A 21,638-nucleotide genomic window follows, 5' to 3' on the forward strand; every position below is an offset into this window, starting at 1 on the left:
TAATCTACATGCCTTCTTGCCGTTGGAATTTAATTTATATCGAGTTTTACGATTGCCCTCATGGAAATGATAATCAATATCAATTAAGTTAAATCCAACAGTAAGTCATACAGACATTTAAAGGTTTAGTGATTATGCAAGATGCAATGAACTGGTTAGCGAGAGACCCAGACCCAAGAACTCGTGAAGAGCTTCAGCACCTCATCGACGAGGAGATGCACGACGAATTAGTAGACCGCTTTACTCAACGATTAGAGTTCGGAACTGCGGGACTAAGAGGTAAAGTCGGATGCGGTCCAAATCGAATGAACCGTTTAGTCATACAGGAAACAGCAACCGGACTCGGCCACTACTTAATCGAACATGTCGCTAATGCTACCATTCGAGGAGTGGTCGTGGGTTACGACGGCCGATTAGACTCAAAGCAATTCGCCATTGATACAGCTTCTGTGCTCACGGCTTTGGGTATTAAGGTATACCTTACATCTCATGTAGCAGCGACACCTATCGTCGCCTTTGGTATTGAGCATTTCAATGCAGCTGCGGCTGTTGTTGTTACAGCCAGCCATAACCCTCCGGAATATAATGGCTTCAAAGTATACTGGGAAAATGGCGCGCAAATCATTCCACCTCATGATGCAGGCATTGCCGCTGAAATCGATATCGCATCAACCAAGCCAATCCCTTTAATGAGTTTAAGTGATGCTGAAACGCAAGGTAAGTTAGTATGGTTAACTGAAGGTTATTATCAGACGTACCGCGCTGCGATCAATCAGAGCCCATACGTGAGTAAAGAGAAGGAATCGGCGAACACCACCATCACTTACACCGCTATGCATGGTGTCGGCGCACAAATGGCTGAGGATCTTCTTCATGATTCTGGTTTCCATAAGGTGTTCAGCGTGGCCGAGCAAAGAGAGCCTGATGGTAACTTCCCAACCGTGAACTTCCCGAACCCGGAAGAAAAAGGCGCAATGGATCTGGTGGTCAACCTAGCGAAAAGTGTCGATGCCGATATTGCTTGTGCCAATGACCCTGATGCGGACCGATTTGCGGTTGCTGTGAGGACAGATGATGGCTCATACAAAATGCTAACTGGCGACCAAGTAGGTGTGTTATTCGCACATTACTTACTGTCAAAGCCACACGCGAAAAACCAGTTAGTTGGCAACAGTATTGTCTCTTCAACCTTGCTTGAAAAAGTGGCTCAATCTCATGGTGCGACTTATTTCCAAACGCTGACCGGGTTTAAATGGTTAGCTAATATTGGCATGCAATTAGAAGATGAGAATAACGAGTTCTTGTTCGCCTATGAAGAAGCGTTAGGCTACACCATTGGTACTCAGGTACGAGATAAGGATGGGCTATCGGCTATCGTCGTGTTTGCTCAATTGGTTGAAGAGTTAAAATCTCAAGGCCGAACGGTTTGGGATCTCCTTGCTCAGATTTCATTTGAACATGGGGTTCACACCAACGCGCAACGAAGTATTGCCCTAGACCCAAATTCACCGTCGATTGGTTCTAAACTCCGCTCGGCTCAGCCTAAAGCCATAAACGGTGTCGCTATCTCTGTGATTGAAGATCTACAGTCTTCTCTGCGCTTTGTTATTGGCGGCAATACCGAAGCGATCAATCTACCTTCCAGTGATGTGCTCATCTATCATCTCGAAGATGGCTCACGCATTATCGTAAGACCTTCGGGCACTGAGCCAAAAGTGAAAGTCTATTATGAGACGGTAACAAGATTTGAAGGGACAGAAACGTACGAAGACACTCGCCTGCGCGGTGAGAAGTACATGGAGAACCTGATTGAGCAACACCAGCAGGAACTGAATTCTTAACGATTGACATGTTCAACGTATAACAGCTAAGAACAAAAATGGACGCTTAGAGCGTCCATTTTTTTCGGCGACTAACCCCGGAAGTATGTTTTGGTTGTGAGCTTACGACGTAAAGAAAGAAGACAGCATCCAGATCGCCAATACGATGAAGACCCCGCCCATCACTTTTTGTTGATAGGTGCGAAACTTAGCATTTTCCACCAGAGACTTACCAATCGTACCCACTAAAGCCACCAGCAAAAAGTTGAACGTTAGGCCAAGAACATTCAATAATAAACCCAGAACAAGCATCTGCTCACCGGAAGTCGCTTCAATATTCGTCGACACGAACTGAGGCAAAAACATCACAAAGAACACCAACGCTTTAGGGTTAAGCAGGTTACTGATTAGCGCTCTTTGGTAGTAGGCTTTTGCTGCAAAGTTATCGCTTAGCTCAGGCGCGCTCCCCTGTTCTGTCCGAAGGCAATCCCACCCCATTTTCAATAAGTAGGTTCCGCCTAAAAGATGAAGGGCTTTTAAAGCTATTGGGCTCATCGCAATCAATGCTGAAACACCCATTGCAGCCAATACTGTCAGGATGATTCCGGAAGTCGCGTTACCTAAACTTGCGAACACACCAACCTTACGGCCATAGCTCATACTTGAGCTCGCGATGAGTAACATATCAGGGCCAGGTAAAAGGAGAAGTGCAACAACGGCAGTCAGGTAGACAGGTAAAATGGTTAAGTCGATCATGGGTTTCAGCATTGATAAAAACGGAGGCGAATTTTATATCAATTACCAACACCCTTCCAGATGCAATTAGTGGTAATGCGGGAGTATATTCGAATTAAAAACCAACTTTAATCACTTGTACCAACTTATTAACTAAACATAGAGTATTAATTAACTCGCTACCCACTCAATCTCAATCAGTGTCGTTTCACCACACTTTAGACGACCAAGGAATATATCACCTCGATGCACCTCACCAACGCCTTTGGGGGTTCCTGTCATTACAACATCGCCATCAAGCAAAGTCGTGTAAGAGGTTAACTCTTCGAGGATAGTTTGTGGAGAATAAAGCATCTGCTCTACGTGCCCTTTTTGAACGCGAACACAATTAATAAACAGTTCCAGATTTAAGTCTGTGATATCTAGGTTATCTGTTGGAACAAAGCGACTAAATACGGCTGAACCATCAAACGCTTTGGCCCGCTCCCAAGGTAAGCCTTTCGCTTTTAAGCTACTTTGTAATTCACGTTTGGTAAGATCTAACCCTAAACCCACAGCGGAGTATTGACCATTTTTAACGATGAAGCAGATTTCTGCTTCGTAGTGCAGGGCTTCTTGATGAAAAGAAGACAGAGAGGACGTAACACTGGTGCTCGGCTTATTGAAAACCACCATAGAGTCTGGGATTGCATTATTGAGTTCTTCGATGTGATCGACATAGTTACGCCCAACACACAGCACCTTAGTTGGGGTTGCGGTTCGCTTCGAATTCATTAATTGTTCCTGCTCTACAACGCTGCTCATAGTTTGTCCCTGAACTATTTTTTGGAGTGAGAAGTTTAACGCATCATAAAATGAGAGTCTTCGACAAGATGGTTACCAATATCTAAATTCTGATCTTTAACTCAATTAAATGATTTAAATACTTTTATCCGAAGATCGCAGCAGTACGAAATAACAATCCAGATAAAAGTTCTAAACGAAAAAAGCCCTCTCCAACCAAAAGGTTTGAGAGGGCTTAGCATGGTGTCTAGGACAGTATCCTAAAAGGTAAACTTAAGGAGTAAACACTATGCTAAATAAGTCTGCGACTTATAGGTAGTAACGAGCACCAAGTAGCCATTGGTCGTCAGCATCTTTCTTGTAAAGGCCTGAACCTTGAAGATCAAACTGGTAACCAGCAAAACCTACGAACTGAGATGTGAAGTTGTATTCAGCTTGTAGAGCCGTTGTGCTGTATACAGTTTCGCTGTTCTTGTCGTCTTCTACCGCTTCGTAGTTAACGCTTAGGTTAAGGCTGTTAGACAGAGCGTAAGAAGCTAGTAGTTCAATTGCTACAGACTCTTCTAGTACACCAGTGAAGCTACCTACAGTCGCAGAGTTCATGTAGTTGTTCATTGCGTATACACCTGCAAGGTATAGACCTTCCGCGCCGTATGAACCGTAAGTTGCACTTAATACGTGAGAATCAGCAGTTTTTGAGCCAACAAAACCTGCGTAATCAACGTCACCTGTGTTGTAAGCGTAGTTTGCAGTAAAGTCAGCAATAGCGTAGTTCAAAGCGATCTGGCCACGGTTTCCGTAATCGTTGCCATTGTCTTTATCTGCCTTACGGCCTTGCCATGCAACAGCTGCACTTAGAGAGCCTGCGTTTCCGAAGTCTAGTGCATTAGCGTAGCTCACCATCTCTTCGCCACGACCAGTACCTAGGTTACCGTGATCATCGTAAATAAAGTCGTTTGCGAAAGCGATTGGCATATCAGCAACGCCAGCAACGTTGTAGTAAGGTGCCCATTGAGTACCTACTGCTGCACGACCTAGGTCATCATGAGTTAGACCAACGTAGCCTAGACGAGTTGTGAATGCTTCATCACCGCCGTCAAGCATGTTTAGCGCCCATTCACCTTTAGCATCAGCAGTAAAGCCGTTGCCTAGTTCATGAGTAGCGTTGAAGTTAATACGTGGAGAAACAGACTCTACACCGATATCATCTTCGTTGATACGGTCACCACTGTTTACATCACCAACAGCAACTGAAACGTGGCCGCCAACTGAGAATGTTGTGCCGTCTTCGTTGTAAAGTTCTACTGCAACTGCCTGTGTACCAAATACTGCACCAGAAATTGCTAGCGCTAAAAGTTTCTTATTCATTGTCATATCCATTTGTAACTGGGTGAGTTATTCACTAACAACCTCGTGCTTACGGAGAAGTTGTTACCTGCATTTAACAAGTAGGAAAACACTAATATACGAATGACAAAAAAGTTGCATTAAAATATATAAAATAAAACAAATCACACTATAAAAAACAAAAAATCAATATTAAACAAAAGGATAGAACACAAACCCGCCGTAACCTTTTTATATTTTGAGACCGACACCTTGTCAGATTTTGATTTTTCAATCGTGAAAGTAGCATTAAAATTCAAAGCAACATATTACTCATTAGACCATTGAGTGACACACCTTTAACCTTGAAACATTTTGTAACATATAGAACTCAGCTGAAATATTTTTCTTTGTGAAACAATTCTCAATTTGAGCTAGGAAAAATCACTCAATTGAAAGTGCACTAGAAAAAATACAAAAAAAGGGCAACCAATAAGCAACTGGTTGCTCCCTAATAACACATCATTAAACTCTTATTTGAAGCAAACTTCAGCCCAGCGAGCTAAACCTGCAGTTACCGAACCGAAATAGTTGCCACTCACAATAGGTACGTTAGGCACAGCTTGTTGTACAGCTTCACGAAGTATCGGTGAACGAGCTGAACCACCCGTCATGTAGATTACGTCTGGCTTTTTCTGGCCTTGTTGAATCGCTTCTTTAACCAACTCAATCATCTTAGACTTTGGTGTTTCAATCGCTTCAACCATCTGTTCGATTGAGATGTCCACTTCGACCAATTCAGAGGCAACATTAATTGCAGCACGATATTGAGAGGATTCTGCCAGCGCGATCTTAGCTTCTTCCGCTCTGCGCACAATGCCGTAACCTAAAGTATCATGATAAACCTTCATCAAACGTTCTAGCTTTTGAGGCTCTGACGCTTCTTTACGAAGTAATTTCAATGCTGCTAGGTTTTCTCTTGAATAGAAATTCTTTTGAGCTTCAACATTATTAATCGCAATTGGATTCCAGAATTGAGTCAGTGGCATATCGATACCCGAAATGCCTTTGCTGGCCATACCAAAAGGTGACATCAGTTGTTTGAAAGCAAGATAGATATCTAGGTCATTGCCCCCTACCCTTTGTCCACTGTGTGCGAGCAAACTCTGGGTACGATCCGCTTTACCAGACCAAGTTGGTCCCATTTCTAACAATGAACAATCGGTGGTACCACCGCCAATATCCACAACCAATACCGTTTGGTTTTCAGTTAATGTACTTTCGTAATCAAGACCTGCAGCTACTGGCTCAAATTGAAAAGCGATATCAAAGAAACCGGCACGCTTAGCTGCGCGAGACAATATATCTTCAGCTTGCCTGTTTGCCTCTTCACCACCTCGACCATGAAAGTTAATTGGTCGGCCGATAACCGCTTGTTTGATCTGTTCTTGAGTCGTGAGCTCGGCTTGGTGCTTAATATTGGCCATCATGGCACACACCAAATCTTCGAAAAAGCTGACCTGAACATCGTGCAGTCCACTCGCACCAAGGAAAGACTTAGGGGACTTAACATAATAAACGTCGCGAGGGTCTTCTAAATAGAGATCCAACGCAGCCTGACCAAATGCCATGTCTTCTGGCACTAGATCGATACTCTCTTCTCTGTTCAGAGCAATAGCACGTCGGAGTACTTGTTCACCGATCGCATCACTCGGCTTGATATTCAAGTGGCGGAATAGATGTTCAGAAACGCTTTCACGGGTGGGCGCAAACACAGTTGAGGGAATATAATGGTTGTTACCTTCTAGTGGTAACAGGCTTGGCTCTCCATTAACCATCGCCGCGACAGAACAGTTAGCTGTTCCATAATCAAATCCAATAAACATAGTATCCCCCACTCAACAAAAGGGGCAAGATGCTACCTGAAAAGCCTTGAAATTACGAGGTCATTTGCTTCTTTCGCTTGCTCATTTTTATTTTTCTGACTCTTAATAGCGAAACAAGTATGCTACATTTCAGCGCAAATGAATCACAGGTTAGATAAATGAAAACACCTTGCCTAGCGGCTTGTAAAAATAACGGTGGAATGTGCAGTGGCTGCTTTCGAACTATGGATGAGATTATAGGCTGGAAAAGCTTATCTGAAGACGAAAGACTGTCAGTCATGAATAACCTTAGCGGTGTAAGTTCCACTCACCAGTGTCCACAATGCAATGAACCGGCTCAGTGCGATATTAGTGCAGGTAAAGAAACGTGTTGGTGTTTTGAACTAGAGAAGAGAGATACTAACTCCGTACCTAAAACTGGGGTATGCATGTGTCGTAAGTGCTTGTCTGAGTTGCCGATTCAGTAGCCCACCAAGATAAAAGCCACTCAAAAAGAAAAAGCGAGAAAATCAAATCTCGCTTCAAAACACTTATTGTTTAGTAAGTATTTACTTCTTCTTTAAAGCAATTTACTTATTACTTAGCTTTTGCAACCAGCGCAGGCTGAGAAAACTGTATTCCGTTCCAGCCATGAACCATGAAGTTACGAATATTTTGATGATCGGTGTTCTTAGGAAAAGCTAGCACGTCGTTACGATAAAATTGACCAAAACAAGCAAGTGTTTGCTCTACTGATAGACCTTGCGCTAAACCAAAAGCAAAAATCTTACACGAACCATTATTTTGCCCTGCTGCATTCACCACCTCACCATTACGAAATTCACTCTCCGTAAAATCATAGTGAGCTTCAATCACCTGCATTGTTTCTTCAAATTGCACGCTTTCTGGAGTTTCAGCCAGAGTATTTAATAAGGTTTCCAGTTCCATTTACTATTTCTCCATCAAGTATATAACTGACAGCAGTGTATCTTGTTTTTCGGTAAGAGTAAGCCGTTGTTTACTTTGGACAGCGATTCACTTTTGGGCTTACAATGCTAATTACCTCAATGAAAGTAATGACATAGTTTTGTCAGGGCGTTATATTATTTTATCAAGCGGTTAACATTGTTCAGTAACGAATATGCATAAAGATAAGAACTTAGAACTGTTTAGATACCTTAAACCAGGTACAAAAACAGCAGCTGTATTAGAATTTGGCCCAGACGACTCCATCCAGATCAGTACACTTTATATCGGATACAAAGAAGATCAGTACCTTATCCTAGAGCTTTCACAAAAAGCGACAGAAGCTCTGACGCTCAGAAAACTCATCAATGTAGATATTATTGTTCGTGCTATCACAGATACTGAACTGGGGCATATTGTCGCCTTTAAAACCAATGTACTGGCTCATATCACCTCGCCCGCGCACCTTATTTTCCTGCGTCCTCCTTCGAGCTTTGCAAGCAAGCCTATCCGAGAACACGAAAGATACAAGGTACGCCTTAGCTGTGAAGTCACCTTTGATACTTTGTCATTGGATGCCACTTTGGTCGATTTTTCAGTTTCAGGTTGCGGCATTTATATCACGCAACAATCAGATATCGATGTAGGTTGGAAGATACAAGTAAACTCTGTCTTAAGTGAGTACTTAGATAGTGAACTGGTCTACAAAGTGGTGAGCAAGAAACGACAAGGCCAAGGCTGGCTGTTAGGCATTCAGTTCCCTGAACACCTAGATATGAGTGACGAGTTAAAAACGCTGCTGTTAGAGCAGGCCTTTGTTGCCGGCTTTGTATAAATGATTTTATTCACAATACTTGATCTATAGCGCTTTCAAAGAGTCAAATTAGTATTTCGTTACATCCCAGTGTAAGTTTTTAAAATGAACAAATGCTTGGTGTAACGACTCTTCTTTAATAGGCTTTACAATCACGTAATTCGCTCCTGCAGCCATAAAGTTGTCTCTGGTTGAATCTTGAGCATCAGCGGTACACGCATAAATTGGAGCTGTGACACCAATTTCGCCTCTTAATTGCTGTGTAGTTTCAACACCACCTAGATTGGGAAGTTGGTTATCCATCAAGATAAGGTCATAGGCTGTCGCCTTAGCCATTTCTATCGCTTCTAAACCGTCTTTTGCCCAAGTAACTACCATTCCATATTTTTTGCAGAAAGCTTGAGCAATAAAGGCGTTAGTGTGATTATCTTCCACCAGCAGCACCTTCAAAGACCGGCTAAACAACGCCTCTGGATCGATATTCACTTGTTGCTTAATGCTCAAGAGCGACTTAGAGCGCACTTCCACAGGTATTTCTATAATGAACTCCGAACCTTGTTCTATAACGCTTCGGACTTGGATGTCCCCCTCCAGCATATCGACAAGGTTTTTTACAATCGTTAAACCCAACCCTGTTCCACCATACTCACGAGTAGTAGTCTCTTCAGCTTGAACAAAAGGTTCGAACACAGCATCAATTTTACTTTCATCGATACCAATACCTGTATCTTTCACTCGAACGACCAAACTAGCATGGTCTGAATTAAAGATACTTTCGAGTTCAAAGCTCACGGAAATGCCACCTTGGTGAGTGAACTTAAGGGCGTTACTCAGCAGGTTAAACATGATCTGGTTAAGACGCACTTGGTCGGTATTTATTTCGATGTCATCAACTATGTGATTCACAATCGTAAACGCTAATGATTTATCTTCACAAAGCGGACGATAAATGCTGTCCAACGTATTGACCAACTCCCCCAAACGGAAGTTTTTCTTTTGAATATTGAACTGCCCCTGCTCTATCTTTGAGAAATCCAAAATATCGTTAAGTACCGCAAGTAGATGCTCCGCACTATTACAAAGTACATCCACCTGTTCTCGGTTATCTTCACTGTGTATAGAGCGCTTCAGTAACTGAGAAACACCGAGAATACCGTTTAGTGGAGTACGAATCTCATGACTCATCTTAGCTAAGAAGTCTGCACGTACATTCGCAAGGTGTTCTGCTTCTTCTCTTGCTCGATCTGCTTGCCTCTCAGCTTCAATAAGCTTGGTAATATCTTGTCCTTGCACTACCACACCAGTGATACCGTGTTCAACGCTTATTGCAGACATGTTCCAGCGAAATACCTTCTTGCCAATCGGCACATTGATACCCGTTAGTTTCGAGCCTTGAACGACCATCTGAATATTCGGCAGCATTCGGGTTTCAAACTCTTGAGCCACCGATCCGTAATTGTCATCGGCATCAAATAACGCCATTCGAGCCGCGGGGTTCATCTGGATTAAGTCGCCTTTCTCAGACCAAACCAGGATCGGTGAGTGGGCAAAGTTAAAGAGATCTTGGAACTTTTGATTCTGTTCCGATAAACGCTCAAAGGTGTCTTCAAGGGTACAACCAATATGATGAAATTCGAAAATGTTAGAGCCATCGAACTTGCTGTACTCTTCCCCATCACTTGCTGAGCGAGTGAAATCCATCAGCTTATCTAGTTCAGCAGCGACCCTTCTTTGAATCCAAGTTCGCGCAAAAAAAGACATCAATATGATCACCACAATCACCACGATGATTGCGCGCTGATAATTCTCTTCTAACGCAATGAAATTGTTGTTTTTTTGAATAGCTCGAATGATTAAAGGAGTTTCAACAGCATTGATCTTAATGGTTGCGATAGTGACAAAATGACGAGGCAACTGCTCGTACATTTGATAATTGAGGATGTCTGTAATGGTATAGCTTTCATCACCACTGAATGTCGATGTAACCGGTGTACCATGCGCCTCAATAACGATATTTTCGCAGTTACTGCCCTGTTGGATTGACTCAGCCAACGAGAAGTTGTTATCAAGCACAATAGCGATGTAGAGCTGACCAAGAACTTCCCCAGTAGCGTTATCAACAATAGGGGTACGGCGAGCCAACAAGTGACGCTTACCTATATTGGTCCTCAATTTAATAAAATGCCAATTACTGCTGAACGAAACCTCATCAGAAATATGCTTTAAGCTGGACTCATCCAAACCATAAAACTGACTGTTGCCATCTTCCCAAGCCAAACCATCGTGGGTAGAGACAAAGCGTAAATCTGGCGCATGATCAGGCTCACGTTGGTCAACACCAAAGAAAAAGTAGCTCAGAGCATCTGCATCGTTGGTATCAAAATACTCCCGTAGCGTCTCACTGTGTGAACTACTATCTTGGTGGATTTGCAACACCGACAAACGATAATCAAACATATTCTGGATCAGGCTAGAGGTTTGCTGAACCGTTCGATTAGTTTCTTGTTTGACGATGCTACTACTGGTTTCATAATTATGAATAAGCACGCCAAGTGCCATCACGCCTATCACTAAAATAATGATACGTGTAATGAGTTTTGCTAAGGTGTTCCTTGGTGTACTGGCATAGCTTTTCTTCATTATTGACCTGAGTACCTAAATGCTCGCTGTTTAAGTTCTGAAATACGTTCTGGGGAATCTTCCTTGGTCACAATTTCAAATTCACCAGAGTAAACGGTAGGTACTTCCAAACCGGCTAGATCCCACTTGATCGCCTCTGCCATCGCAATGCCCGTGTCGTCGTTCATACGCATGACAGTAACATCTAGGTCACCCCTTGCAATGGCTTCAAGTTCAGCAGAGCCGCCTCCCCAACCATTCACTAAGATGTCTTGACCCGATTCGCGGATGGCTTCCGCTGCACCAAGAGCGACATCCGTTGAGCATGCATAGATAAAGTCTAGATCCTTATCGTTCTCTATGCTGATTTTCGCCGCTTGGTAGCCACTGTCTTTGTTTGATTTGGTGTAAAACGAAGACTTAAGGGTAAAGTTCGTATCAGTATTCACTTCATGGATAAAAGTATCTCCACGCGCATCACTGATATAGCCTTGTGAGTAATACAAAACAGAATACTTACTGTTTGGTTGGCTTACTTGTTTAAAATAGTCCGCCAGTTTTAAACTGCCTGTCGCATGATCAAAACCCACATACATAAATGGCTGTCTATCTGCCCAAGCTCGCACTGGCGTTGTGATGTTTTGAAGAATCAACTTAGTATCTGTAGAGGTCAACACGTGCTCAATAAACTTGCGGTGGCGCGTGGTATCTAGCGTGAAAATCAAATAATCCGTCTTGTTTTCAATCGCTTCTTGCAATGAAATGCTCTGCTGCGCGAGATCAGCATTAATACGGGTAAATACTTGATTTATTTGGTAGCGGATCTTCAGCCTATCGAGACGCTTCTCAAAAGCTTGAATATTACGAACCCAGTAATCCGAGATTTGTTGACCCGGATACACCACGGAAATCGTAATTGGCTCGTCTTGGATTCTTCTCAATGGCACAGGGTGATTTTGTACAGCCTCGACCATTTTATCGGTCAATGCTTTTTGCTCTGGAAAAGTGGAAAGATAATCTTGGTATTCCCAGTACCCATTGAGGACATGAGTACCATGGGATAGAGCGGACGCAGAAAATACGGCAAGTCCAAACAACATCAGTAAACGTTTCATATTTTTCTCGTTTTATATGAGCTACTTTGGCTCATTTTTTAACCTAGCATGACACCATCTCTTTGTATGGCTGAAAGATATTATGTAGGACAACGATGAGAAATGATAGCGTCTAACAATAATTAGAACGACATTCTAAATGAGTAACATGTTAATTTGGAATGGAGATTAAGAACAACTAGTTCAATCATGATTTCAGCCTATTAACAGTAAGAGTAATTACCATTTAAATTCATAAGCTTAGCTTGATTTATTATAGACCCTTACATTATTAAGATTTAATCAATAACAAACATTTTGGCTATGAATTATGAGACTTCGATATATTGAATTTGGTCTTCTTGCCACTCAATTATTAGTTTGAGTGATACCAATTTTTCTTTACGAGATTTGGGTAATTGTTTGATCGCGTATTCGGTTTTCAACGCCTCACTTTTTGACCCAACCCCAAAACTCCAAACCAACGTCAGCGGTCCTTTTCCTTTTAGTGCTTTTGCACCTTTGCCCGTTTGGTGTTGTTCAAACCGACGTTCCAAATTATTCGTCACGCCACAATAAAGGGCATTGTAACGATTGCGGACCAAGTACACGACCCAATCCGCATTTTTATCAACGTCTGACATTTAAAGCAGCGATTCAACCAGAGCCTTAAGCTCTGCCACTTCTGCTCGCAGGCTTGCGACTTCTGACTCTAATTCTTCAAACTTTTCATTCGATGCAGAAGGTGCTGCCGCGCTTACCGATGCCGTCGCAAACGCTTCAACATCCACTTCACCGCTCAACAGATGTTGATAACGTGATTCACGCTTGCCCGCTTCGCGTGGTAGCTTGACCACTAGCGCGCCCGCTTCTCTTGCAGCTAGCTTCTCAAGTGTCGCTTCCACCTCTTTTACATCGCTGAAGTTCGCTAGTCGGCCAGTTCGAGTGCGGAGTTCACCTGGAGTTTGAGCGCCACGCAGCAACATACAACAGATGATTGCGCGTTCTTGCTCTGTGAATTGCAAATCACCGAACTCAGTGTTGCAGAAACGATGCTGATACTTATTAACACGGCTATTGAAACTGCTTTCGTCGCTTACCATGCGACGCGAAATCAAACCATCAACCGCATCTAAAACGTCTGATTCAGACAGTGAAAGAACAGGTTCACGGTTACTCTTTTGATTACAAGCCGTTGTTAAGCTATTCAGTGTCAATGGGTAGTGATCGGGAGTAGTGACTTCTTTCTCGATCAAGCAACCGATAACTCTCGCTTCAATTGGGGAAAGTACTGTGTTCATCGTTTTTCCTTTTTATTATTTTGATAATTCCATCTCAACACCTAACAATGCAGTCAATGAAGACTAGTGCTCAGACAAAATCGGTACTCGTTTCTTTCTGCCTTGCTCATCAATCATTATGATCTTAGAACGGTTTAGCTCTATTTCCACGACTTCCAAATAAGTACGCTCTTGTACATACGCATCACGAAGCTTGTTTTGTTCTGCTGAAGATTCAGTGACGTTATCGTCCAATTCTTCGGTTTCTAATTGTTGTTGATTCATTTCACATTTCGTATCAATGCAGTATCTACATGGGATACTAACTTGATCGGTGAGATAAAAACAATCACACATCAGCGAGAGTGACGAATAATTAAACAACCTTACTTTTGCTTTGATCTAAAGACTGTTACATCATCAATTGATGTGCTTTAATCAGATCCAGACAATGTATTTGAAGATTAGGAAAAGGAATCTATGAGCAGCGTATTTGAAATTGTTAGCCAAGCACGACGTAAGAACAAACTTAAGCGTGAACTTTTAGACAACGAAAAGAAAGTTCGTGACAACCGTAAGCGTGTCGACCTTCTTGATAACCTACTTGATTACATCAAGCCAGAGATGACTCACGACGAGATCCTAGGCATTATCAAAAACATGAAGGCTGACTACGAAGACCGTGTTGACGATCACATCATCAAGAGTGCAGAGATCTCTAAAGCTCGTCGCGACATCAGCCGCCGCATTCGTGAACTAACAGAAGAAGACAAGCAAATCCAGGGTAAGAAGTAATCTAACCTCGTTGATTAACTTGTAATAATGTTAATAACCCATTCTTTGTAGTGGGTTTTTTTGTGCCTAAATTCTAGTGTCTATACTTAAGCGTACGTAAGTAACGATATAAAACTCAACAGCAGTATGAAACAAAATAACGAGTGAACATCAGCTATGGAGAGACCTTATGTACGCAAGTATTCTGATAACCTTAGCGCTATCAACTGCACAACCCTACCCTGAAGAGTTTGAGAAGCTTTATACCGAAGAGACAGAAATCACTTATGACGATCTCGTGGTCGATGTTCATGGCTATAAGGTTCCAACCCGCTCAGCATTTCGAGGTTGGATGCTCCTCAACCACGCTCAAGACCAAGTCAAAGCAATCGGACAACAACTCAAGGACAATGGCATAACTCAAAGCATGCCTCTGCATCTAGTCTTGCTGCAAGGGACGGATTGGGCAATGAGTAATACAACCTTGTTTACCCTCCCGAATAAGAAACATGTGCCAAACATGATCAACACCCTTAAGTACATACAGCAATATATTGAGCCTGAAATCGGTGTTGTTATACCAGTATCTGGAGAGCGAACCGATATCTACAATCAGCAAGCTGGCGGTGCACTACGAAGTAAACACTTGGAATTTTGCGCGTTGGACTTGGTTCCCGCCAATGATATTACTCGTGAAGATCTACACGTGAAGCTTAAAAAGGTTCATGCTGAATTTGGTCAGAAAAATAACGTTGGTCTAGGTTTGTATTCTGGTGTTCGGTTCCATATTGATACCTGTGGCTTTAGGCAATGGTAAAAGAACACATAAATGTCAAAACGACACGATAAAACAGCGTGTCCTTTTGACCCCAACAGACCTCAATGAAAATTAAAACACTGATAAATAACAACTTTAAACTTGGATCGCTAATTGCTATTAGTTAAGTATCAAAAGAACTATTAGTAACTAGGAATTCAATATGAAGACGATGACTCAACGCTTTCAAACTCTACTTTCTGTTTCAAACTTCAGTTTAGCTATCACCGCCTTGCTTATGCTACTCAGCATTATTGTTGCTTATCCGATGGCCGATCACTTCTCACTGCCAATTCAAATAATGGCACACATCAGCACTATCTTGGTGGCTGCATTACTAAAGATTAGTTATGTAGGTCGTTGCCTTGCACAATACAATCTTGGATTGGAAGTTCGTTAGTTTGCACATCGCTAGCCTGATAATGAAGCAGTTAAACAATATCAAGGCTACTGAAAAGATCATACAGTTGGTGAGACTTATAAGGTTTTGGTAAATAGGCATTCATGCCCGCTTCAAAGCAATCTTTAATGTCTTCTTCTAACACACTCGCGGTTAAAGCAATGATGGGTAATGGTACGGCTTGTTGAACGGTTTCCCACTGTCGAATCGCACGAGTCGCCGTTATCCCATCCATAACAGGCATCATACAGTCCATCAAGATCGCATCAAACTGAGCACCTTGAGTAATCACGTCCACCGCTTCTTGGCCATTACTGGCAATCAAATATTCATAACCCGCTTGCTCAAGGAAGAAGCTCGCTATCTTCTGATTCATTAGGTTGTCTTCAACAATCAGAATACGTCGGTTCAGAGAACGAACCTCTTCATCTTTTGCTTCCACCGTCGGCGCTTGTTCTTCACCAACATCAAGCGATTGTAAGCTGTTTAAGAATCGTCGACCCAAGAATGGCAATGTATGAGTTGAGTGAACCGTTTCTGTGATTAGATTGGTTTTAAATAGATGATGCTGACACACGATGACTCGAGTCAAAGGGTATGCTTCCTTCAACGTAGCAAGATCTTTCTCCATGGAGTGATGCAGCGTATGACAATAAAGTATGAAGTCGCTTTCTTTCAGGCTCTCATCAAGATCCGAAATGGATGACACGACATTAGGTCGAACGTTTAAGCGTTCGCATTCTTTGACCAGTTGATCGAGGTAATTGAAAGAATTCGAAATAATCGTCGCACGGCTTAGGTTGTTGAAGGTTTGAACGTGAACTTCGATAGTGTCTACATACAGACAAAATGTGAATGTAGATCCCTTCCCTTTCACTGAGCGCGCGGTAATATAACCGCCCATCAAATCAACAAGCTGTCGACAAATCGCAAGCCCTAGTCCTGTTCCACCGAATTGGCGAGTAATACTGCCATCTTCTTGAGTGAAAGGTTCAAAAATAGACTCTAACTTCTCTGGCTCAATTCCAATACCGGTATCAGACACACTGCATTCCAGCTTGCCTCTCCCCATAGACATGGGTGTATAAGCAATGTCTGTTGTAATTGTACCCTTGGACGTAAACTTGATGGCATTAGATAACAGATTAGTCAGTACCTGCCTCACGCGGTACTCATCGAAAAACAATTGTGGCGGCGTTTGAGAATCAATATTGATGTCGAGCTCGATATCCTTACTTATCGCTTTGGATAAAATCACACTTACTGAGTCGTATACCGCCTCTCTCAGATCAGCATTGTGTGGCGATAGCATTAAGTTACCCGACTCGATTTTGGACAGATCAAGGATGTCATTCAGCAGAACCAGCAATGAGTGAGAAGACGATTCGATATCTCCTAACACTTCTTGTTGATTCACGCTCAGTTGGCTTTGAGATAAGATCTCAGCCATCCCAATAATCCCGTTGAGTGGCGTACGTATCTCATGGGACATGTTGGCTAAAAATGCGCTCTTGGCCTTGTTAGCCGAGATCGCATCTTCTTTTGCTTGTACTAGCTCTTTGTTATGTTGATAGTTGCGCTCCATCACTCGATTTAGAGTTTCAGTGAACTGGGCAAGTTCATCATTCCCTTGAATATGAATGACCTTTGGCTTGCCGTAGCTATCTGCGCATTCAGAGACTCCTTTCAAGATAATCGATAGGTTTCTATTTAGGCGAAGAGACGTCGCAACACCTAGCCATAATAAAACACCAGATACAGCAAGAATCAGAACTGTCATGATCAAGGTTTGTCTTTTTTGCAGCGCAATGTTTCTCGTCAGGTCAAACTGTAATTGCTTGGTATAAGCACCAACCGCATTTGAAATCGCCAGTTTCTTTCGTTCTAGACCTTGCACATAGTCATATATTTCAGGTGACGAGAAATCTCCTTTAAGGATTCGAGCTGTAAAACGGTTTTGAAATTCATCTTTAGAAAACGTACTTAATAACTTTCTAATTTCAGGCGAGCGGCTTCCTGATCGGAAAAACGTATCTAATAACTGCTGCTGCCTTTCTAAAGCACCAACATAACTCAATAAATATTGCTCTATCAACTCTGGAGCACGATACAAGCGGTAGCTCAACCACGCTTCTCGCTGAGTCCAGAACACATAGTGCGTAAGATTGACAAACATCGCATCAGCTTGAGCGATCTTTTCATCCACTATGTTAAGACGATATTCAGATAGCTCCATTAACACATCTTTCAATAAGTCAAAGGCCTGCTCTGTTAGATGTGTGTTGTTGTCAGTAATCAATGATGCGTTGTTATTAATATTCGAGGTCGCACTAGCTAAGTTTGCTAAAACCTCCTTAAGCTCAACCAATTGTGATTCAACACTCCAATTACTGTCTAGCTGTTGCAGTTGTGCCTCATACTGAGTGAGTCTATCCAATTCCGTATGCAGGTTTAAAAGCAGCTGACCTTTCTCAAGGGAGTCATTAGACAAAACTAACCATCGATAAGCATCACTTGAAACCGTATTAAAAGATTGAAGCGCTTCAACTTTAATGCGTGTTGTTTCGAGGTGGTTCATCTTCTTATCGTTCTTAAGCACTTCATTTACTGTAAAACCAAACATGATGAATACAGAAACCGTGGAAAGAAATATAAGACGCCATCCAATTGACATATTTATCATTTTTATAACAACTCCCTTCCCGAAAGTAATTTTACCTAGCCCAAGTTAAGAATAGGACATTAACAGAGGGTTATTGATCAAATTGGATATGAACAAACGATACTCTGAACCCAGAACGAAAAATTCGAAGAACAGAGCTTTAAAGCGGAGAGGCGTGCTTTTGCTAAGTGAAGTTTAGAAAAGCGAGGTTTCAGTGAGCAAAATGTAAACAAAAGACGTTTTCTCAAGTTATTATCACCCACATAACAAGTGAACGGCCACATTTAGAGGCTCAACTAGACTGTAAATAATGACTCTGCGCGCTAACAAAGCGGATAGTTAGGGTAAAATTGTGACATCCAAACGTTTGCGTGATGCACTTTTCACGCTCAAGCTAGGCTTATTCAAAGGTCGAACAACAATACTGGTTGATTCCCTTATTTGTCGTTTACTGTTTACGTGTAACTTGAGCTAACGATCACACCCTTAATGATCACTATGACTTTTATTACATATAATATTTTGATTTGAGTATTTTTTGGCGAAAAATAAGTGCTACAGATTGTTAAAGTCAATAGTCTTTATCGACCTTCAAATCTTGATTTATGGCTAATATAAAGCCAACTTACAGATAATCTGTCTGCATTTATTTTTCCTAGCAGAATAACCCGTCGTACCTTACAATCCTGCCACATAAAAATTACAAGTTGCACACAAGGCATATCAAGCACATTTAAGTGGCAATAAAGACCACAGCCTGATGCCTCAAATCCCCTATGCTGATTGGCTTCCCTACAACCGCCATGAATGCAGAAACTTAACGTGAAAGGTCCCGAGTAAAGATGAGTCCCGAAAAGCACCTCCTAGACTGGCAAACTAGTCAAACTATTGCTGAATCCATCGCTCCAACTTTAGGTCAGTTATACCGTCAAAAAGGCGTAGAAGTTATCCTCTTCGGTAAGACCCTGGTTAACGCGACAACTATCGACATCATCAAAGCTCACCGCATCGCAAAACGTTACACTGGTTCTCCTCTTACAGCAGAACAGACTCAACCAATCATTCAACACCTTCTCTCTATGGACTTGTCTCCATGCCGTATTGATGTTGGTCGCCTTGCGCATTCATTCTGGCAAGATCGCGAAGACACACACGGGTTGGATGATTTCCTACAAACTGCACTCATTGAATCGCTTGAAGGCGATGCGATGACAGAACCTCGTGACGTTGTATTGTACGGTTTTGGTCGTATTGGCCGACTGCTAACTCGCCTGTTGATCGAGAAAAGTGGTCCGGGTTACCCACTGCGTTTGCGTGCCATCGTTGTACGTGGCGGCAAAGATGGCGACCTAGAAAAACGAGCAAGCCTGCTTCGTCGTGACTCTGTACACGGCCAATTCAACGGCAGCATCGTGGTAGACCAAGAACGCAAAGCGATCATCGTTAACGGTAACTTCATCCAAGTTATCTACGCAAACAAACCAGAAGAAGTGGATTACACGACTTACGGTATTGAAAACGCACTTGTGGTTGATAACACAGGCGTATGGCGTGACGCGGAAGGCCTGAGCCAACACGTTGCGTGTAACGGTGCGAAGAAAGTTCTACTGACTGCGCCAGGCAAAGGCGACATCAAGAACGTGGTATTTGGTGTGAATGAAGATGTGATTAAGCCAGAAGACACAATCATCTCGGCAGCAAGCTGTACAACCAACGCGATTACACCAGTATTGAAAGCGGTTCACGACAAGTTTGGTGTTCTGTCTGGTCACATCGAAACGGTTCACTCATTCACGAATGACCAAAACCTAATCGACAACTTCCACTCAGGTGACCGTCGTGGTCGTGCTGCTTCATTGAACATGGTTCTGACATCGACTGGCGCAGCTAAAGCGGTATCAAAAGCAATGCCAGAAATGGAAGGTAAGCTAACAGGTAATGCGATTCGCGTACCTACGCCAAACGTTTCAATGGCTGTAGCTAACCTAAACCTTGAGAAAGGCACAAACAAAGAAGAGTTGAACGAGTACCTACGTGAAATGGCGCTGTCTTCTGCTTTGTCTGCACAAATCGATTACACAGACTCGACTGAGATTGTATCTACGGACTTGGTTGGCTCTCGTCACCCAGGTGTGGTTGACGGTGTGGCGACTATCGCACAAGACAACCGTGCCGTGCTGTACATTTGGTACGACAACGAGTTTGGCTACAGCTGTCAGGTTGTTCACTGTATGGAACAGATGATGGGTGTACGCTACAAGACATACCCTGAAGTTTAATCAACTTCGCTCTTGTAGATACGTCCATCGCAAAAAGCTCCACAACATAATAACTATATCTGCGAAGTCTGTATGGGCTTCGCAACCTCTTTTGTTTTACTCCCCCGTATAAACAAGAGGGTTGCCACTTAGATCTGCTCTCTCTAACGGATCTAGGTGGCCTTTTTACATCTAGCGCCCTCACTTTTATCGCTATTGCAAGACTTTGTCTTCATCACTCTTGCACAGCTTCACTTCTGTTATAACTCAACCTCAACATCTGACTGAATCGAGCTTGAACATGCAAGCACGTACCCCTGTTCAATCTGTTCTGGCGTCAATGTTTCTTGACTGCTGGATTCCACAGACCCTTTGGTCACTTTGCATTTGCAAGAACCACAGATCCCACTACGACAAGCGATAATAATTGGAACGCCTGCTTTTTCTAATGAATCCGCCAATGGTGTGCCCGCTTCCGCTTCAACTTCTGCGCCAAACGCAGGTACAAATACCTTAACAGTCCCATTCGAATCCGCAGACCCTTCTGCTTGTGATTCTGCTGAGGCAGTATTGCTATTAGCTAGTGAATTATTGCTTTGAGTTGCTGGTGTAAAACTTTCCTGATAGAAGTTTTCCATGTTGAACTCTAGTTCTTTCAGGTAACTTTCTATGTCTTGCATAAAACCGACAGGCCCACACAAGTAAACAGTTCTGTCTAAGATATCTGGGCTCAGTTTTACCAACCAGTTCTTATCTAAACGACCTTGAGGAGCTGTTGTTCCCTCACTGTCTTTCAGAAGTAATCTTAAATTGAAGTTCGCGTGCGCTTCATCCATTTTATGAAGCTCTTCAAAATAGATAGTCTCAAGCTTGTTACGTGCCATGTGAACGAAATCTATCTCGATGTCACTACCTTGAGCGAGCCAGTATTTTGCCATCGCCATCACAGGTGTGATGCCGCAGCCCGCACTCACTAGCGTTACTTTTTTCGTCGCCGTTGGCATGCAATCAATACAGTTAAACACACCTGCAGGTTTCAATACTGAAACCTCATCACCTTCGTCAAGTTCATCAACAATAAAGTTCGAAACCAAACCACCTTCCACACGCTTTACCGTCAACTTCAGGCGGTTATCTTCCGGGCAAGAGGCCACAGAATAGGCACGGTAATCCGTTTTCGTCGGCATATCCAAACCCAGAGTAATAAATTGCCCTGGCTTAAAATTAAAATGTAAGTCTTGTGGAATACTACCAAGCTCAAAGCTGACCGTATCTGGCGTCTCGTGCCATTTCTTTAAACACACTAAATTGATTGAATCGCTATCCGACCATGCATACATAGTTCACGCACCTTGCTGATGACTAAAGATTTAAATCTAAAAAGCCCCGCCGTTGACTGTTTTATTAAAAACGTCACAACAACGA

General features: G+C 42.6%; 19 protein-coding genes. 7 read left to right on the top strand and 12 right to left on the bottom strand.

The genetic code is table 11. The features are described 5' to 3' along the window. Nucleotides 1-134: 134 nt before the first annotated feature. Nucleotides 135-1,841, top strand: coding sequence for a phospho-sugar mutase (locus L4C44_RS04995; protein WP_146490056.1), 1,707 nt, complete (start codon nt 135-137; stop codon nt 1,839-1,841). A gap of 102 nt (nt 1,842-1,943) precedes the next feature. Here the strand turns inward: L4C44_RS04995 and L4C44_RS05000 are convergent, their stop codons facing one another. The 4 genes from L4C44_RS05000 to yegD all read right to left on the bottom strand — a co-directional run bounded on the left by L4C44_RS05000 (nt 1,944) and on the right by yegD (nt 6,550). Further along, nucleotides 1,944-2,576, bottom strand: coding sequence for a LysE family translocator (locus tag L4C44_RS05000; protein WP_146490055.1), 633 nt, complete (start codon nt 2,574-2,576; stop codon nt 1,944-1,946). A gap of 150 nt (nt 2,577-2,726) precedes the next feature. Next, on the bottom strand, nt 2,727-3,359 hold the full coding sequence (locus tag L4C44_RS05005) for a fumarylacetoacetate hydrolase family protein (RefSeq protein ID WP_146490054.1): 633 nt from the start codon (nt 3,357-3,359) through the stop codon (nt 2,727-2,729). 288 nt (nt 3,360-3,647) lie between these two features. Further along, entirely contained in the window at nt 3,648-4,706 is a 1,059-nt protein-coding gene (locus tag L4C44_RS05010) for a porin (protein ID WP_102479721.1), read from the bottom strand. A 491-nt stretch (nt 4,707-5,197) separates the two neighbouring features. Then, entirely contained in the window at nt 5,198-6,550 is a 1,353-nt protein-coding gene (gene yegD, locus L4C44_RS05015) for a molecular chaperone (RefSeq protein WP_428804521.1), read from the bottom strand. A gap of 158 nt (nt 6,551-6,708) precedes the next feature. Between yegD and L4C44_RS05020 the strand changes: the two genes are divergently transcribed. Next, a complete protein-coding gene (locus tag L4C44_RS05020; RefSeq protein ID WP_428804522.1) occupies nt 6,709-7,017 on the top strand; it encodes a DUF1289 domain-containing protein in 309 nt (102 codons plus the stop codon). Between the two features lie 109 nt (nt 7,018-7,126). Here the strand turns inward: L4C44_RS05020 and L4C44_RS05025 are convergent, their stop codons facing one another. Then, nucleotides 7,127-7,477, bottom strand: a complete 351-nt coding sequence (locus L4C44_RS05025; RefSeq protein WP_285953495.1) for a HopJ type III effector protein — start codon at nt 7,475-7,477, stop codon at nt 7,127-7,129. A gap of 193 nt (nt 7,478-7,670) precedes the next feature. Here L4C44_RS05025 and L4C44_RS05030 point away from each other — a divergent pair, with 193 nt between their 5' ends. After that, on the top strand, nt 7,671-8,330 hold the full coding sequence (locus L4C44_RS05030; RefSeq protein WP_060981612.1) for a PilZ domain-containing protein: 660 nt from the start codon (nt 7,671-7,673) through the stop codon (nt 8,328-8,330). 48 nt (nt 8,331-8,378) lie between these two features. On the opposite strand, the gene luxQ is transcribed toward L4C44_RS05030, so the two are convergent. The 5 genes from luxQ to L4C44_RS05055 form a co-directional block, all read right to left on the bottom strand. Continuing rightward, nucleotides 8,379-10,949: a quorum-sensing autoinducer 2 sensor kinase/phosphatase LuxQ gene (luxQ, locus tag L4C44_RS05035; RefSeq protein WP_428804523.1), complete on the bottom strand. Its 2,571-nt coding sequence runs from the start codon at nt 10,947-10,949 to the stop codon at nt 8,379-8,381. Then, nucleotides 10,949-12,043 carry an autoinducer 2-binding periplasmic protein LuxP gene (locus L4C44_RS05040; protein ID WP_146490048.1) on the bottom strand — a complete coding sequence of 365 codons (1,095 nt, stop codon included), beginning with the start codon at nt 12,041-12,043 and terminating at the stop codon, nt 10,949-10,951. Before L4C44_RS05040 ends, luxQ begins: the two co-directional genes overlap by 1 nt. A 308-nt stretch (nt 12,044-12,351) precedes the next feature. Further along, nucleotides 12,352-12,666: a GIY-YIG nuclease family protein gene (locus tag L4C44_RS05045; RefSeq protein ID WP_428804524.1), complete on the bottom strand. Its 315-nt coding sequence runs from the start codon at nt 12,664-12,666 to the stop codon at nt 12,352-12,354. After that, nucleotides 12,667-13,323, bottom strand: coding sequence for a YceH family protein (locus L4C44_RS05050; protein ID WP_428804525.1), 657 nt, complete (start codon nt 13,321-13,323; stop codon nt 12,667-12,669). A 63-nt stretch (nt 13,324-13,386) separates the two neighbouring features. Next, nucleotides 13,387-13,587, bottom strand: coding sequence for a hypothetical protein (locus L4C44_RS05055; protein WP_017630496.1), 201 nt, complete (start codon nt 13,585-13,587; stop codon nt 13,387-13,389). Nucleotides 13,588-13,782: 195 nt separating this feature from the next. Here L4C44_RS05055 and L4C44_RS05060 point away from each other — a divergent pair, with 195 nt between their 5' ends. From L4C44_RS05060 to L4C44_RS05070, 3 genes are all read left to right on the top strand, one after another. After that, entirely contained in the window at nt 13,783-14,097 is a 315-nt protein-coding gene (locus tag L4C44_RS05060) for a DUF496 family protein (protein WP_060981617.1), read from the top strand. Nucleotides 14,098-14,266: 169 nt separating this feature from the next. After that, complete coding sequence (locus L4C44_RS05065) at nt 14,267-14,893, top strand: D-Ala-D-Ala carboxypeptidase family metallohydrolase (RefSeq protein WP_146490045.1); 627 nt, start codon at nt 14,267-14,269, stop codon at nt 14,891-14,893. A gap of 163 nt (nt 14,894-15,056) precedes the next feature. After that, nucleotides 15,057-15,293, top strand: coding sequence for an SMP domain-containing protein (locus L4C44_RS05070; protein ID WP_146490044.1), 237 nt, complete (start codon nt 15,057-15,059; stop codon nt 15,291-15,293). A 31-nt stretch (nt 15,294-15,324) separates the two neighbouring features. Here the strand turns inward: L4C44_RS05070 and L4C44_RS05075 are convergent, their stop codons facing one another. Then, entirely contained in the window at nt 15,325-17,916 is a 2,592-nt protein-coding gene (locus L4C44_RS05075; protein WP_428804582.1) for an ATP-binding protein, read from the bottom strand. An 881-nt stretch (nt 17,917-18,797) separates the two neighbouring features. Between L4C44_RS05075 and L4C44_RS05080 the strand changes: the two genes are divergently transcribed. Further along, nucleotides 18,798-20,234: a glyceraldehyde-3-phosphate dehydrogenase gene (locus tag L4C44_RS05080; protein WP_428804526.1), complete on the top strand. Its 1,437-nt coding sequence runs from the start codon at nt 18,798-18,800 to the stop codon at nt 20,232-20,234. A gap of 239 nt (nt 20,235-20,473) precedes the next feature. Here L4C44_RS05080 and L4C44_RS05085 read toward each other — a convergent pair whose 3' ends face one another. After that, nucleotides 20,474-21,553, bottom strand: a complete 1,080-nt coding sequence (locus L4C44_RS05085; RefSeq protein WP_371713566.1) for an FAD-binding oxidoreductase — start codon at nt 21,551-21,553, stop codon at nt 20,474-20,476. Nucleotides 21,554-21,638: the final 85 nt, after the last annotated feature.

This window comes from Vibrio satsumensis (assembly GCF_050337435.1).
GTDB lineage: Bacteria > Pseudomonadota > Gammaproteobacteria > Enterobacterales > Vibrionaceae > Vibrio > Vibrio satsumensis.